Genomic DNA, 15387 nt, shown 5'->3' with positions numbered 1-15387 from the left:
CCTCACGCCGATGAGGGTGCATTCCCAGTCTTGGCGTCGGCCTGAACGTTCGCGACGATCAGGTTGACGCCGGCCTCCTCCAGCATCGCGGCATCCCTGTCCTCGATGCCCGAATCCGTGATGATGGTTGCGATGCGCTTCAACCCGCACAGGATGAGGCTGGAGCGTTTTTTGAATTTGGTGGAATCGACCAGCACGACCAACTCGTCCGCCTGGTCGATCAGCTTCTGCTCGGCCTGAATCAGCAGCGGGTCGGCCTCCATCAGCCCGAGCGGGCCGATGCCCTGCGCACCCATGAACATGCGGCGCGCATAGAAATTGCGCGTCACGTCATTGTCGAAGGGGCTGAGCACGATGTTCTGCTCGCGGTAGATCGTGCCGCCGGAGAGCATGATCGTGTTCTTCGAATGCTTCAGCAGGTGCTCGGCGATGTTGAAAGAATTGGTGAAAACCTGCATGCGGCGGTTGGTCAGGAAATGCACCATCTGGAACGTGGTGGTGCCGCCGTTGATGATGATCGGGTCGCCATCCTCGCAGAGCGCCACGGCCTCCTTGGCGATCGCCTGCTTCTGGCGGGTGTTGAGCGTCTCGTTGACCGTGAAGGGCCGGCCGGCGAGGCCGACGAATTGCGGCGGATGCAACGCCTCCGCCCCGCCGCGCACCCGGCGCAGCTTCTTCTGTACATGCAGCGCCGCGATGTCGCGCCGGATCGTCGCCTCGGAACTGTCGGTCAGGTCCACCAGTTCGGGCACGGTGACGACCGGCTTTTCCTGGACGGCGGACAGAATGATCCGGTGTCTTTCCTTCTCGTGCATGGCTCCTCCAATGCTGGCAATGCTTCCATCAGGACCGCGCAATGTCAATCACGATCAATCATATTTTTTCATTGTGCAGCGCAGTATGATTGTTTTTGATCGTTTATGATTGACATCGGCGGTGCTCTCATGTGATCTGAAAGCATGCCTTCAGGCGCGGCGGAAGCCTTGCGCATGGGAAATACCGGGAGGAAATGCCGATGCTGGAGAAGAACCAGGGCGCACGCCTTGCCAACCTGTGGGACGACGCCAGGGCGTCGACGATGACCGAAGCCGAGCGGCTGCTCTATCGCTCCAACCTGCTCGGTTCCGACAAGCGCATCACCAATTACGGCGGCGGCAACACGTCTGCGAAGGTGATGGAGACGGATCCGCTCGGTGCCGGCGAGGTCGAGGTGCTCTGGGTGAAAGGGTCGGGCGGCGATGTCGGCACCATCCGGATGGACGGCTTCGCCACGCTCTACATGGACAAGCTCGACGCGCTGAAGGGCCTTTATCGCGGCGTCGAGCAGGAGGACGAGATGGTGGCGTACCTGCCCCATTGCACCTTCAACCTCAACCCACGCGCCGCCTCCATCGATACGCCGCTGCATGCCTATGTGCCGAAGAAGCATGTCGACCACATGCACCCCGATGCGATCATCGCCATCGCCGCCGCGAAGAATTCCCGGGAATTGACCCAAAAAATTTTCGGCGATGACATCGGCTGGCTGCCCTGGAAGCGGCCGGGCTACGAGCTTGGCCTGTGGCTCGAAAAATTCTGCCTGGAAAATCCGCGCGCGCGTGGTGTGGTGCTGGAAAGCCATGGTCTCTTCACCTGGGGCGATACGGCGAAGGAATGCTACGAGACGACGATCGAGATCATCAACAAGGCGATCGGCTGGTTCGAGGACAACAATGCAGGCCCCGCTTTCGGCGGCGCGGTGAAGCCGGTGCTCCCCCGGCCGAACGCCGGGCGATCGCGGAAAAGCTGATGCCGGTCATCCGCGGCATGATCAGCCGGGACGAGAAGAAGGTCGGTCATTTCGACGATGGCGAGGCCGTGCTCGATTTCGTGACGTCGAAGAACCTTGCACCGCTGGCGGCGCTCGGCACGAGTTGCCCGGACCATTTTCTGCGCACGAAAATCCGCCCGCTGGTCGTCGATTTCGATCCGGCCGATCCGGATATCGACAGGACGCTTGCCGGCCTCGCCGATGCAATCGCCGCCTACCGTGCCGACTACGCGGCCTATTACGAGCGCTGCAAGCGGGACAACAGCCCGGCCATGCGCGATCCGAATGCGGTCGTCTACCTCGTGCCCGGCGTCGGCATGATCACCTTTGCCAAGGACAAGGCGACGGCGCGCATTTCCGCGGAATTCTATGTTAACGCCATCAACGTGATGCGCGGCGCCTCCGGCGTTTCCGACTATGTCGGCCTGCCGGAGCAGGAGGCCTTCGATATCGAATACTGGCTGCTGGAGGAGGCAAAACTCCAGCGCATGCCGAAACCGAAAAGCCTGGCCGGCCGCATCGCGCTCGTCACGGGCGGGGCCGGCGGCATCGGCAAGGCGACGGCGGACCGGCTGATGGCCGAGGGCGCCTGCGTCGTGCTCGCCGATATCGACGAGACGGCGCTCGCCGCGGCCGAGAACGAGCTTGCCGGCCGCTACGGCAGGGATGTCGTGCGCTCGGTTGCCATGAACGTCACCGACGAAGCGCTCGTCGCAAAAAGTTTTGCCGATACGCTGGTGGAATTTGGCGGCCTCGATATCCTCGTCTCCAATGCCGGCCTTGCCTCCTCGGCGCCGATCGAGGAGACGACGCTGGAGCTTTGGGACAGGAATATCGGCATTCTCGCGACGGGTTATTTCCTCGTCGCGCGCGAGGCCTTCCGCATCTTCCGCCGGCAGAAGGCGGGCGGCAACGTCGTCTTCGTGGCCTCCAAGAACGGCCTTGCCGCCTCCCCCGGCGCCGCGGCCTATTGCACGGCGAAGGCGGCCGAAATCCACCTTGCCCGGTGCCTGGCGCTGGAGGGTGCCTCGGAGCAGATCCGCGTCAACGTGGTGAACCCGGACGCCGTGCTGCGCGGCTCGAAAATCTGGACCGGCGAATGGAAGGAACAGCGCGCCGCGACCTACAAGACGGATGACCTCGAAGCGCATTATCGCGAGCGCTCCATGCTGAAGCTCTCGGTCTTCCCGGAGGATATCGCGGAGGCCATCTACTTCCTCGCCTCCGATATGTCGGCGAAATCGACCGGCAACATCATCAATGTCGACGCGGGCAATGCCCAGTCCTTCACGCGCTGAGGAGATCGACCGATGACGATGATTTCCGAAGACGTGATCGCACGCGAGAACGACAGGCGCCGCGCCGATCTCCGGCAGGATTATGATCATCTAGGCGCGCAGCTTGCCCGCCGCGGCGTCGATATCGATGCGGTGAAGCGGAAGGTCGCGGCCTATGCGGTGGCGGTGCCCTCCTGGGGCGTCGGCACGGGCGGCACGCGGTTTGCGCGCTTTCCCGGCGAGGGCGAGCCGCGCAACATCTTCGACAAGCTGGAGGATTGCGCCGTCATCCAGGAACTGACCCGCGCCACGCCGACCGTCTCGCTGCATATTCCGTGGGACAAGGTGGCGGACCTCGCGGAATTGAAGGAGAAGGGCAAGGCGCTCGGCCTCGGCTTCGACGCGATGAACTCCAACACCTTTTCCGACGCGCCGCAGCAGGAACATTCCTACAAATATGGCTCGCTGTCGCACGCCAATGCCGCGACGCGCCGGCAGGCCGTCGAGCACAATCTGGAATGCATCGCCATCGGCAAGGCCCTCGGCTCGAAGGCGCTGACGGTCTGGATCGGCGACGGCACGAATTTTCCGGGGCAGGCGAATTTCACCAAGAGTTTCGAGCGCTATCTCGACGCGATGAAGGCGATCTATAAGGCGCTGCCGGAGGACTGGCGGCTCTTCACCGAGCACAAGATGTACGAGCCGGCCTTCTATTCAACGGTGGTGCAGGACTGGGGCACCAACTACCTGATCGCGCAGGAACTCGGTCCGAAGGCCTATTGCCTTGTCGACCTCGGCCACCATGCGCCGAACGTCAATATCGAGATGATCGTCGCCCGCCTCATCCAGTTCAGGAAGCTCGGCGGCTTCCATTTCAACGATTCGAAATATGGCGACGACGACCTCGATACCGGTTCGATCGATCCCTATCGCCTCTTTCTCGTCTTCAACGAGCTGGTGGATGCGGAAGTGCGCCAGGCCGAAGGTTTTGCACCCGCGCACATGCTCGACCAGAGCCACAATGTCACCGATCCGATCGAAAGCCTGATGCGCAGCGCCATGGAGGTCTGCCGGGCCTATGCGCAGGGGCTGATCGTCGATCGCGCGGCGCTCACCGGCTACCAGGATGCGAACGACGCGCTGATGGCCTCGGAAACGCTGAAGGCCGGTTTCCGCACCGATGTCGAGCCGATCCTCGCCATGGCGCGGCTGGAGACGGGCGGGGCGATCGAGCCAGTCGCGACATACCGCGCGGCGGGCTACCGGGCGAAGGTGGCGGGGGAACGGCCGGCCGTGGCGAGCGGCGGCGGCGGCATCGTCTGATACCGCCGAAGAGAAGTTCTCAGACCCCCTTGCTTTCCGGAAAACCGCTGCCAGATTGGACGGGGACAGAATGAGACTGTCTAAGGGAGCATCGTATGGGCATTGAAAGCATTCTCGTTTTCCTCATCGTCGGCGCCATTGCGGGCTGGCTGGCCGGCCTGATCGTTTCGGGCTTCGGCTTCGGCCTGATCGGCAATATCGTTGTCGGCATCGTCGGCGCCTTCATCGCCGGTTTCCTCTTTCCGGCCATCGGCATCAGCCTCGGCAGCGGCATCATCGCCGCGATCATCCATTCCACGATCGGCGCGGTGATCCTGCTCGTGCTCATCAAGGTCATCAAGCGCGCCTGATCGCACGCCATGAAACGAAAAGGCCGTGGCGGTTTCCGCCACGGCCTTTTCAGTTGACGCTCACCGGTTTCGAGCGCATGCGCGAGACCGTCTCGCGCTCGGCCCGCTTGCAGCGCATCGGCGGCAGGCCGCGGTCCATCAGCGCCATGTCCTCCAGCACCATGTCGCCCATCTTCTTGAAGGCGCTGTCCAGCGCGCCGGCGCGGTGGGCCGAGCGGATGAAGCCCTTCAGCCCGCGCACCGGATGGTCCGCCGGCAGCGGCTCCTCCGGATAGACATCGCTCGCCGCGACGATATGGCCGGAAGCGACCGCCGCCATCAGCGCCGGGAAATCGACGACGTCCGCCCGGCTGAGCAGGATGAAGGCCGCCCCCTTGCGCATGGAGGCGAAGGCCTCGGCCCCGAGGAAGCCCCTGTTCTCGCTCGTCACCGAGGCGACGACGAAGACGAAGTCGCTCATGGCCAGCACCTCGGAGAGCGAGGCCGGCTCGACACCGGCTTCACGCAGCATCGACGGCGGCAGCCAAGGGTCGAAGACGCGGATTTTCGCGCGGAAGCCCGAGAGAACGCGGTTGAGCGCCCGGCCGAGATCGCCGAAGCCGACGATGCCGACCTCGGAACCGGAGAGGAGGCGCGCGGACCGGTTGCCCTCCCCGCCCCACAGTTCCGTGCCGTCGCGGAAGGCGACATCGGCATCGATGACGCCGCGGGCAAGGTTCAGCGCCATGGCAAGGCCGAGTTCGGCCACCGGCTCGGCAAAGACCTGGCCGGTCGTCACGACATGGATGCCGCGTTCGAACAGGACCTCATAGGGCATGTTGTTGAGGAGGTTGCTCTCGACATTGAGGATCGCGCGCAGGTTCGGCATGCGCGCCAGCGTTTCGGCGGAGAGCGGCGGCTGGCCGATGATGTAGCGTGCCTCGCCGAGCACCGCGTCGCCGAGCCCGGCAATGTCTTCCGGATCGGCCTCGACGAGGCGATAGGTCCGACGCAGTTCGGCCTGCGCGGCCGGGGTGAAGATCAGGTCCAGCGTGCGCGGTTCGGGCGCGCTGATCACCAGCGGCAGGCTTTCGTCGGTCATGGCTCCTCCGGATGAATGGCGCCGGCCGGACCGGCCGGGAATGAACGGGCGTGCTACCAGTCGTAGCCGCGCAGGCTCCGCTCGCGCGACAGCGGCAGGTTGCTGCCGCTCGATGTCACCCCGCCGCGCGTACAATTGTAGACGGTGCGGCCCCAGTGGCGCTTCGTGCTGTTTTCCGGCGCGGGAATGTAATGCGGCGCGCAGAAGACCTGGTCTTCGGCTTCGTGCTCCTCGGTCGTCACGACGCCGGGCAGATCATGAAACACCTGCGCGCCGGCGACGGGGGCGAAAAGCAATGCGGTGAGGGCGGCAAGGATCAATCGTTTCGTCATATCATCTTTCGGCCGCGGGCCGGTCCTTCGCAATCCATAAAGAAGTACCGCAGGCCGGAAACATGCGCTATAGGCCAGCGGACACAGAGACAGCTTAGATGGGGTTTTTCATGGCAAGTGCAATCCGGTATCACGAAGGTGACATCTCGGCGGCGGATGCCGCCCGCTATACCGGCGCGATCGCCATCGACACCGAAACGCTGGGCCTCATCCCGCGCCGCGACCGGCTGTGCGTCGTGCAGCTTTCGCCGGGCGACGGCACCGCGGACGTCATCCGCATCGCCGCCGGCCAGAAGGACGCACCGAATCTCACCGCCATGCTGGAAGACCCGGCCCGCCAGAAGATCTTTCACTACGGCCGCTTCGACATCGCCGTCCTGTTCCACACCTTCGGCGTCACCACCACGCCGGTCTTCTGCACCAAGATCGCCTCGCGCCTGACGCGCACCTATACGGACAGGCACGGCCTGAAGGACAATCTGAAGGAAATGCTCGAAGTCGACATTTCCAAGCAGCAGCAGTCCTCCGACTGGGCGGCCGAGACGCTGTCGCCCGCGCAGCTCGAATATGCCGCCTCCGACGTGCTGCATCTCCATGCCCTTCGCGACAAGCTGATGGCACGCCTCGTGCGCGACGGCCGGCTGGCGCATGCGGAAGCCTGCTTCGCCTTCCTGCCGACCCGCGCCAAGCTCGACCTCCTCGGCTGGGAAGAGACCGACATCTTCGCCCATAGCTGAGCCGCCCGTGCAGAACGGATGGCAGCACCAGACCGGGCCGACGCTGGAGCCGCTGCGCCGGCTGATTCGCGGCCGGCTCGAAACGCTGCCGCCCGGCCTTGCGGAATTCATCCTGTTCGGGCTGAAACAGGCCTGGGCCTGCCTCTTCGGCGGGCTCATGCTGGGCCTGATCATCGCCACGAAGCTCGTCTGGCAGCCGGACTGGCCGATCCATCGCTATGACGCGCTGTTCCTGATGGCGCTCGCCATCCAGGTGACGTTCCTCAAGCTGAAGATGGAGACCTTCGAGGAAGCGAAAGTCATCCTGATCTATCACCTCGTCGGCACGGCCATGGAGATCTTCAAGGTCCACATGGGCTCCTGGGTCTATCCGGAGGAGGCCGTGATCCGCATCGGCGGCGTGCCGCTGTTTTCCGGCTTCATGTATGCCTCGGTCGGTAGCTACATGGCGCGCGCCATGCGCATCTTCGACATGCGCTTCACCCATTATCCGCCCTTCTGGACGACGGCGCTGCTGGCAATCGCCATCTACGCCAACTTCTACCTGCACCACTTTCTCGTCGATATCCGCCTGGCGCTCTTCGCCGCGACGGTGCTCCTCTTCTGGCGCGTGCGCATCTATTACACGGTGGAGGAGAAGCCGCGCTGGATGCCGCTCGTCGTTGCCGCCTTCCTCACCTCCATCTTCCTCTGGATCGCCGAGAACATCGGCACGGCGACGGGCGTGTGGCTCTATCCGGGGCAGACGACCTGGCACATGGTGCCCTTCACCAAGCTCGGCTCGTGGTATCTCCTGCTCTATGTCAGCTTCGTGCTCGTGACGATCGTCTGCCGGCCGCAGCCGCCCGATCCCCCTGAAAACCAGCGGGCGCAGGCTTAACGCGCGGTTAATCCCCTCCCGCCTATTCTTCCGGCGAGACCGGAGGTTGCCATGTTGACACCCCTGCAGAGCGCGCAGTCCACCGCCGCCGTCTCGGCGATGCAGTCGATCGTCGAAACGCTCGAGGAGCGCCGCCGCGAGGAGGCCGAGAAGGCCAGCGGGCGGCCGAAGGACGACGCGCAGAAACAGGCGCCGCTGCGCTCCGACGACACGGCGCGGCAGGCCAATGCCCGCATCAACGAACATTTCTTCGGCAGCAATGCCCGCGGCGGGGAAACGCTCGCCAAGCTGATTTCCCGCTTCAGCGACACGCTCGGCATCACCCAGCAGGAGGGCGAGGGCGCCCGTGCCTTTGCGCAGCGCCTTGCCGACCGGCTGGCGCTCGTCGACCAGGTCTCGCTTCCCGCCAAGGGCAGCACGCTCAATGTCACCCTTCGCGGGCTTGGCACCACGCTCACCGCCGTCAGGCAGGCCATGGCCGGTCCGTCGGACGATGCGGCGGCCAACCTCGTCGCCCGCCTTGCGCTGACCGCCGGCGTGACGCAGGGCGAGGGCGAAGTGGATGCCGATTTCGAGCAGCGCCTTTCCGGCATGCTGACGCGCCTTCGCGGCGAACTGCCGGAAGACGTGGCGACGCTCGAGAAGAAATCCGGCCTTGCCGATCTCGGCCTCAAGGCGACCGATCTCATCGCGGCAATCCGCAACCCCTATGGCACGGAAGCCGGGCGGGTGAAGGATGCGCTTGCCGAGAAGGCCGAGGACGAGAAGGCGCTGACGCCCGAAATGCGCAAGGTGCTCGCCCGTCTGGAGGACGCGGCGAACCCGAAGACCATCGAGGAGCTGAAGCTCGACCGGACCCGGCGCGACCCGACCCGCATCGAGGACGCGGAAACGCGCAAGGAACGCGAGGAGACGATCCGCTCGCTGGAAGCCGGCGAGAAGCTGGAGGACGTGCAGGATCTCCAGGACGCGGTCGGCCGCGCCCATGCCGATGCAGCCAAGGGCGTGCGGGAGGACAAGCGGCGGGACGATCCGGCCGCCGCCGCGCTCGACACGATCCAGCTCCTCGCCGCCGGTGCCGAGACGACCCAGCTTGCCGACAAGGTCCCCGCCAAGACGGAGAAAGCCGGCGACGGCGAGGACATCCCGGCGGAAACGACGGGCGAGGCCGTTCGCAAGCTCGACGCAGCCGGCGTGCGGGAACAGGAAGAGCGCGAAGCGGCGCGCAGGGAAATCTTCGCGCTGCGCGTCGACGACAACGGTATCTACGATCTCATCACGCGCCAGATCGTCGCCCTGTAGTTCAGGCCTTGCGCCGCACGATGCCGAGCCGGGCGATGACCTCCGGCGGAATGGCGTAGCGGCGGATCGCGTCCTTCTGGCTGCGCAGGCCGCATATTTCCCGCTGGATGAAGAAGGCCCAGACCTTGTCGGCAGCGTCGTTGAGGAGGTCTTCCCGCTCCTCTTCGCCGCAGCCCGCGGCAAGGCGCCCGGCCAGCAGTTCCAGCGCCTTTTCCACCTTCAGCCCGTGCCGGCCGAGCGCGTCCGCCCGCTCCGACATCAGTTCGTATTCGAGGATGTTGAGCCCGGTGTCCTTGCTGAAGGAAGGGGCAAGCGCCTGCGGCGGGCGAACCGTCATCTTTCATCTCCAGTCATCGGACTCAAGATGGCGCGCCGGGAGCCCTGCCGCAAGGCCTCAGGCGGCGCGGGCGCGCACGGCGTCGAAGGTCCAGTCGACGAGGAGCCTGCCGTCACGCCAGACGGGCTGCAGAAGGTTCTCGCGGCCGGCGAGTTGGTCGATGCGCGCGGCCTCGAACCCGCCGACGCCCGCCACCACGGCCTGGCGTCCAGCCTTGGAGGCCTTGAGGTTCATCGTCGCCGGGCGCTTGTAGACGTCATGCCAGGCGCCGCCGGTGTCCTGTCTTGCATTGGCTTTCATGGCGAAGGAATAGGTGTCGCGGTTGACCTTCTGCAGGAGCCCTGCTCCCATACCGAAGGCGATGTTCTCCGCAGAGAAGCCGAAGGCTTCCAGCCGGCCGAGGATGAGGCCGATATCGGCGGGCGAGATGCCGTCGCCCTGGATGACGCGCACGCTGTTGTCCAGCACCTTGTAGCCCTTGGCGTTGAGATGCGTGCCGAAGGCATAGGCGAGTTGGCGCACCACCTGCACCGGCGTTTCCACCGGATCGCCGCTGTCCGGCCGCACGACGAGCGTGCCGCCGGCGGCCTGCACCCGATCCTTCAACTGCTTGCCCCAGATTTCCGTGACGGCATTGTTGATGTCGTAGCTGTCGGAGACGACCGCATAGAGGCCCTTGCTCCCGAACCGGTCGATCATGTTGCCATAGGCCTCGGCCTCGCGTTCCTGGCCCCAGGACGTCATGGTCGAGTGCTCGGAGGCGGGAATGGAGAAGCCGGCCATGTCGGCACCGTAATATCGGCGCGCGAACAGCACGGCGCTCACCGTATCGGTACCCATGAAATTGACGAGGTGCGCCGCCCCGCCGATGCCCGCCTGCTCGAAACTCGTCGTGCCGCGCGCGCCAAAATCGTGCAGGCGGAAGGGGAGCACGGCGGCCGGGTCCTCGCAGGTCTTTTCCAGGATCGGCTGGATGATCTGCTTCACCTTGCGCGAATTGGAGGCGACCGTGCTCGGATACCAGATGGCGCGCAGCAGCGCCGTCTCGATATAGGAGGTCAGCCAGTAGCATTCGGGATCGGTGTTCACCACCTGCGCGACCGGCACGCCGCGGCGCACCAGCGTGCCCTCCGGCAGCGCCTCGATGAGCAGCGGCAGGAAACCGCCGTGTTTCGCGACGATATGCGTCCAGCCCGCGCGGTTGAACGGCAGGCCATGGGCCGTGACGATCCCCTCGGCCTCGTCCACGTCCGCCATCGTCACCGGTTTCGACAGATATTCCTTGAGGAACATCTGGAGGCCGAAGAACAGCACTTCCGCCTGCTCCGAGTGACCGCGCGCCTCGACATAGGAGGAGATGGCGCGGGTTTCCGGCGGATATTGCAGGTAGTGGCTGAACTTGTAGCTGTCGGTGTTGAGGATGAGGTTGGTGAGGTTCATCGAGGGTCTCCGCCGCATCCGCGGCCGGCGAACAAGCGGCGGCGCAACAGTGCCGCGAAGATTTACGCGAGCCGAGCATAAGGGGCAAGAGCCGCTGCGCGGGACAATTCGAGGCGGGCAATGCTGCATGTGCGAAGCGCGATCTCGCGCATTAGCAATTCATTAACCATAAAATGCCAATTGTAATCTATGGATCGTTGTTCGGAGTTCCGGGTTCGCCCGTCCGGCACAGTCGCGTGGTTCCGCGCCTGCCGGGTTGCGCCCCGCCTCCGTTGTACCTGCCCGGTTCGCCCGGGCCGAAAGCTCACCAGCTCGCAGCGTCGCGCATGATGCGCCATCCGAAGAAAGATGGACCATTGGCAGGCCCTGGATGCGGATGACATCGGCAGGGAGAACAGGAGGCAGGCATGCTGCCGCGTTTGGCAATGACGAGCGATACCGTGCAGCCCTCCCTCGCCGCTCCGGCGAGCGCATCGGTCGAGGCCGCAGCCAGGCCGCAGCCTTCCGCAGCCGCCCTTGCCAATCTCAGGGCCGAGGTGCTGCTGCGCCTCATCGAGATCATGCTCAAGCACATGCCGCGCACGGGGAAGCGAGCCCGGGCCGCGACCTCCTGGAAACCCTGCTTGCCGTGCTGAAGGCCCTGCCCGGCCTTGAGGGCGAGGGTGGCCGCAAGCTCGCCGATATTCTCGCCAAGCTGCCGCCGGAGCTGCGCCCGAGCGTCGAGAAGCTGATCGGCACGGTGCTTTCCTCCATGCCGACGCGCAGCCTCGTGGAGGTGCTGCGCAATCCGAGCGGCCCGGAGGCGCAGAAACTCGCCGCCCTTCTTTCGACAAGCCTCAAGGCCGATATGCCGGCCGCCCTGCAGACGGAGAGCCAGCCCAAGCCGCTCCGGCTGAATGCCCAGCAGCTTGCCGCCGTCGGCCGCCACAGCCTGCAGCAGGCCGGCCAGCCGGCCCAGCTTCTGGGCGATGCCCGCGCCCTGCAGACGATGCTGAAGCGCATTTTCGATTTCGACGGCAGCAAGCCGCGCCCGGCAACCGCCCGGGCGCTTGAAACGGCCGCCGGCCGGTTGGCTCTTGCCGTACCAACCCGGCTGCCGGCCGGCGAAAACACCACCGCGCAGAGCGATCAGCCGATATCGACGCCCACGGCCAAGGCCGGCAATCCGCTGCCGGTCGAGGCCACGGAACCGTCGGTCCGCCACAATGGCGGCGCCGAGGAGAGCGAGAGCGCAACGCCGGCCGTGAAGCGGGAGGACATGCCGGCCAGGGCGCAGGTCTCCAGCGCGGTTGGACAGGCCCTTGCCCGCAGCGTGCTGCAGGCCGTCACCCGCGACATGGCCCCGGCCATGCTGATGCCGGCCGTTGCGCAGTTGCTGGAAAATCTGACGCCGGAAGAGGCGAACTTCATCCGCTTCCTTCTGGAGCGCCCGCTCGACCCCACGGGCGAGGCAGACCCAGCCCTGCTCATGACCGATGGCGGCGAACAGGCCGAGATGGCGCCGGAGACCGGCAAGGCCCGCGCCACGCCGGCACAGGCAGCATCCACCCAGCCGGAGCAGGCCGCGGCGCCGGACGAACCCCTTCCGATGCCGCAGGCCCGCGAGGCATTGCAGGCCCTTCAGGCGGCACTGGCCGATGTGACACCGGAAAGGCTGCTTTCGGCGACCCTCCTGCGCGAGGGCGTTCCGCTCGCCTTCGTGCCCTACCTGCCGGCCGAGGAAGACCTCGACTGGTCCGAGGGCCGCGAGAGGGGTGAGGAGGACGAGGCCGCCAACGAGGGCGGCGGCGACGATGGGGAAGCCGGCGGAGAAGCGGGCGAGGACACCGCCTTCGAAGCCACCGGCGAGGAGCCCGAGGCGGACGACATGGCGAAACGTCGCGAGAAGACAGCCGAGATGGTCGGCGTCATCGAACCGGGCCTCGTCTTCTACCAGAAGCTCGGCGACTACTGGACCTGACCAGGCCCAAAGAAAAACCCGCGGAGATCGCTCTCCGCGGGTTTCCATTTCGAAATAAGCGAACGCTTATTCGGCGTTGTTGCGGTTCTTCAGAGCCGCGCCGAGGATGTCGCCGAGCGATGCGCCGGAGTCCGACGAACCGAACTGTGCGACGGCTTCCTTCTCTTCGGCGATTTCGAGCGCCTTGATCGAAAGCTGGATCTTGCGATCCTTCTTGGAGAAGTTCAGGACGCGGGCGTCGACGGTCTGGCCGACCGAGAAACGCTCCGGACGCTGTTCGTCACGGTCACGCGAGAGATCGCCACGGCGGATGAACGACGTGATGTCCTCGTGGTTGACGAGACGCACTTCGATGCCGCCATCGTTGATCGCGATGACTTCGGCCGAAACGACGGCGTTCTTGCGCAGGTCACCCGAGGCGGCAGCTTCGCCGACCGAATCACGGCCGAGCTGCTTGATGCCGAGCGAGATGCGCTCCTTGTCGACGTCCACATCCAGAACGACAGCCTTGACGACGTCGCCCTTGTTGAACTCCTCGATGACCTGCTCGCCCGGACGGTTCCAGTCGAGGTCGGACAGGTGCACCATGCCGTCCACGTCGCCGTCGAGGCCGATGAACAGGCCGAATTCGGTCTTGTTCTTGACTTCGCCTTCGACTTCCGTGCCAGCCGGGTGGCTGTGGGCAAAAGCCTGCCACGGGTTTTCAAGCGTCTGCTTGAGGCCGAGCGAGATGCGGCGCTTCGTCGGGTCGACTTCGAGAACGACCACGTCGACTTCCTGGCTGGTGGACAGGATCTTGCCGGGGTGAACGTTCTTCTTCGTCCAGGACATTTCGGAGATGTGGATCAGGCCTTCGATGCCCGGCTCCAGCTCGACGAACGCACCGTAGTCGGTGATGTTCGTGACCGTACCGGAAATCTTCTTGCCGGTCGGGTACTTGGTGCCGATGCCATCCCACGGATCGGACTCGAGCTGCTTCATGCCGAGCGAGATGCGGTGGGTTTCCTGGTTGATGCGGATGATCTGGACCTTGACCTGCTGGCCGATGGACAGGATCTCCGACGGATGGTTGACGCGGCGCCAGGCCATGTCGGTGACGTGCAGCAGTCCGTCGATGCCGCCGAGGTCGACGAACGCACCGTAATCGGTGATGTTCTTGACGACGCCGTCGACAACCTGGCCTTCTTCGAGGTTCTGGACGATTTCAGACCGCTGCTCGGCGCGCGACTCTTCGAGAACCGTACGGCGCGAAACGACGATGTTGCCGCGGCGCTTGTCCATCTTGAGGATTTCGAAGGGCTGCGGGTTGTGCATGAGCGGGGTGACGTCGCGGATCGGACGGATGTCGACCTGCGAACGCGGCAGGAAGGCGACGGCGCCGTCGAGATCGACGGTGAAGCCACCCTTGACCTGGTTGAAGATGACGCCTTCGACGCGCTCGCCGGCTTCGAACTTGACTTCGAGCTTGGCCCAGCTCTCTTCGCGGCGAGCCTTTTCGCGCGAAAGGACAGCTTCGCCAAGCGCGTTTTCGATGCGCTCGACGTAAACTTCGACTTCGTCGCCGACCTTCAGCGTGCCGTCCTTCGACTTCGCGCCGAACTCCTTCAGCGGGACGCGGCCTTCGACCTTGAGGCCGACGTCGACGATGGCGACGTCCTTTTCGATCGCGGTAACGATGCCCTTGGCGACATAGCCTTCGGCGAGATCGTTAGCGGCGAAGGATTCCTGCAGAAGGGCTGCGAAATCTTCGCGCGTGGGGTTTGCTTGAGACATTGAAACTCCTGGTGTGCCTATGGGCACGGGCGCCGGGGGTTAGCGTTGGTGAGGAACGAGGCTGTGTCCGCTACCCTCCAGGGCAGCAAATCCGGCGCGGGGACAGGCCTTGTTCTATGCTGGCGCAATTCCGGAAGGAAAAGCTAGTGCTTCAATGCGGCGTCGATGATCGACTTGGCCGCCGAAAACGCCGCCTCTATACCCATTTCCGAGGTATCAAGCAAGTGCGCATCGTCGGCCGGTTTCAGCGGGCTGTCCGCCCGGCCCATGTCGCGCTCGTCGCGCCGGCGGATGTCGTCGAGGATCGTCTCGAAATCGGCCACCCCGCCATTGCCGACGATTTCGTCGTAACGCCGCCTGGCGCGCACCTCCGGCGAGGCCGTCACATAGAGCTTTACCGCCGCATCCGGGCAGACGACCGTGCCGATATCGCGCCCGTCGAGCACCGTGCCCGGCTCGCGCGCCGCAAAGCCGCGCTGCGCCTCGACCAGCGCGCGCCGGACGGCCGGCATGACGGCGATCTTCGAGGCCGCCTCGCCGATGTCATGGGCGGACAGCACCGCGCGGTCGAGCCCGCCCAGATCGAGCGTGCGCGCCACCTCGGCCGCGACGGCCTCGTCATCGAGCGGCAGGCCACGGTCGATGAGCGCCTTCGCCGTCGCCCGGTAGGTCAGGCCCGTATCGAGATGATGAAAGCCATAATCCTCCGCAATGCGGCGCGACAGCGTTCCCTTGCCCGCAGCCGCGGGACCATCGATGGCGATCGTCTTCATTGCGCACCCGTG

General features: G+C 65.1%; 14 protein-coding genes and 1 pseudogene. 8 read left to right on the top strand and 7 right to left on the bottom strand.

All coding sequences use genetic code 11. From position 1 onward, the window contains the following. Positions 1 to 2: 2 nt before the first annotated feature. Entirely contained in the window at positions 3 to 815 is an 813-nt protein-coding gene (locus shn_RS01440; protein WP_064328847.1) for a DeoR/GlpR family DNA-binding transcription regulator, read from the bottom strand. 200 nt (positions 816 to 1015) lie between these two features. Here shn_RS01440 and shn_RS01435 point away from each other — a divergent pair. From shn_RS01435 to shn_RS01425, 3 genes and pseudogenes are all read left to right on the top strand, one after another. Further along, a pseudogene (locus shn_RS01435) lies at positions 1016 to 3108 on the top strand (bifunctional rhamnulose-1-phosphate aldolase/short-chain dehydrogenase). A 12-nt stretch (positions 3109 to 3120) separates the two neighbouring features. Then, entirely contained in the window at positions 3121 to 4410 is a 1290-nt protein-coding gene (gene rhaI, locus shn_RS01430) for an L-rhamnose catabolism isomerase (protein WP_064328846.1), read from the top strand. Between the two features lie 95 nt (positions 4411 to 4505). Continuing rightward, positions 4506 to 4760, top strand: a complete 255-nt coding sequence (locus shn_RS01425) for a GlsB/YeaQ/YmgE family stress response membrane protein (protein ID WP_064328845.1) — start codon at positions 4506 to 4508, stop codon at positions 4758 to 4760. A 49-nt stretch (positions 4761 to 4809) separates the two neighbouring features. Here shn_RS01425 and shn_RS01420 read toward each other — a convergent pair whose 3' ends face one another. Both shn_RS01420 and shn_RS01415 read right to left on the bottom strand, forming a co-directional pair. After that, positions 4810 to 5841, bottom strand: a complete 1032-nt coding sequence (locus shn_RS01420) for a hydroxyacid dehydrogenase (protein WP_064328844.1) — start codon at positions 5839 to 5841, stop codon at positions 4810 to 4812. Positions 5842 to 5894: 53 nt separating this feature from the next. After that, positions 5895 to 6173: a hypothetical protein gene (locus tag shn_RS01415; protein ID WP_064328843.1), complete on the bottom strand. Its 279-nt coding sequence runs from the start codon at positions 6171 to 6173 to the stop codon at positions 5895 to 5897. A 110-nt stretch (positions 6174 to 6283) separates the two neighbouring features. Between shn_RS01415 and shn_RS01410 the strand changes: the two genes are divergently transcribed. Genes shn_RS01410 through shn_RS01400 form a run of 3 tightly spaced genes read left to right on the top strand, consistent with a single transcriptional unit; the run spans position 6284 to position 9092 of the window. Continuing rightward, positions 6284 to 6910 carry a ribonuclease D gene (locus shn_RS01410; protein ID WP_064332388.1) on the top strand — a complete coding sequence of 209 codons (627 nt, stop codon included), beginning with the start codon at positions 6284 to 6286 and terminating at the stop codon, positions 6908 to 6910. A gap of 7 nt (positions 6911 to 6917) precedes the next feature. Beyond that, positions 6918 to 7790, top strand: a complete 873-nt coding sequence (locus shn_RS01405; RefSeq protein WP_371328584.1) for a DUF817 domain-containing protein — start codon at positions 6918 to 6920, stop codon at positions 7788 to 7790. Positions 7791 to 7841: 51 nt separating this feature from the next. Then, complete coding sequence (locus tag shn_RS01400) at positions 7842 to 9092, top strand: hypothetical protein (protein ID WP_064328842.1); 1251 nt, start codon at positions 7842 to 7844, stop codon at positions 9090 to 9092. Between the two features lies 1 nt (position 9093). Here the strand turns inward: shn_RS01400 and shn_RS01395 are convergent, their stop codons facing one another. Both shn_RS01395 and shn_RS01390 read right to left on the bottom strand, forming a co-directional pair. Beyond that, positions 9094 to 9429, bottom strand: a complete 336-nt coding sequence (locus shn_RS01395) for a DUF6665 family protein (RefSeq protein WP_064328841.1) — start codon at positions 9427 to 9429, stop codon at positions 9094 to 9096. A 57-nt stretch (positions 9430 to 9486) separates the two neighbouring features. Beyond that, entirely contained in the window at positions 9487 to 10869 is a 1383-nt protein-coding gene (locus tag shn_RS01390) for a nicotinate phosphoribosyltransferase (protein ID WP_064328840.1), read from the bottom strand. 407 nt (positions 10870 to 11276) lie between these two features. Between shn_RS01390 and shn_RS01385 the strand changes: the two genes are divergently transcribed. Both shn_RS01385 and shn_RS01380 read left to right on the top strand, forming a co-directional pair. Next, the gene (locus shn_RS01385) at positions 11277 to 11504 is read left to right on the top strand and encodes a hypothetical protein (RefSeq protein WP_064328839.1); all 228 of its coding nucleotides are present in this window, start codon (positions 11277 to 11279) and stop codon (positions 11502 to 11504) included. Further along, positions 11498 to 12829, top strand: a complete 1332-nt coding sequence (locus shn_RS01380; protein WP_064328838.1) for a hypothetical protein — start codon at positions 11498 to 11500, stop codon at positions 12827 to 12829. Before shn_RS01385 ends, shn_RS01380 begins: the two co-directional genes overlap by 7 nt. Before the next feature lie 66 nt (positions 12830 to 12895). Here shn_RS01380 and rpsA read toward each other — a convergent pair whose 3' ends face one another. Both rpsA and cmk read right to left on the bottom strand, forming a co-directional pair. Further along, positions 12896 to 14602, bottom strand: a complete 1707-nt coding sequence (gene rpsA / locus shn_RS01375; protein ID WP_064328837.1) for a 30S ribosomal protein S1 — start codon at positions 14600 to 14602, stop codon at positions 12896 to 12898. A gap of 143 nt (positions 14603 to 14745) precedes the next feature. Further along, positions 14746 to 15375, bottom strand: coding sequence for a (d)CMP kinase (gene cmk, locus shn_RS01370; protein WP_064328836.1), 630 nt, complete (start codon positions 15373 to 15375; stop codon positions 14746 to 14748). Between the last annotated feature and the right edge of the window lie 12 nt (positions 15376 to 15387).

This window comes from Shinella sp. HZN7 (assembly GCF_001652565.1).
GTDB lineage: Bacteria > Pseudomonadota > Alphaproteobacteria > Rhizobiales > Rhizobiaceae > Shinella > Shinella granuli.
The sequence above is the reverse complement of the archived record's forward strand: the minus strand, read 5'-3'. Positions and strand labels throughout refer to the sequence as shown.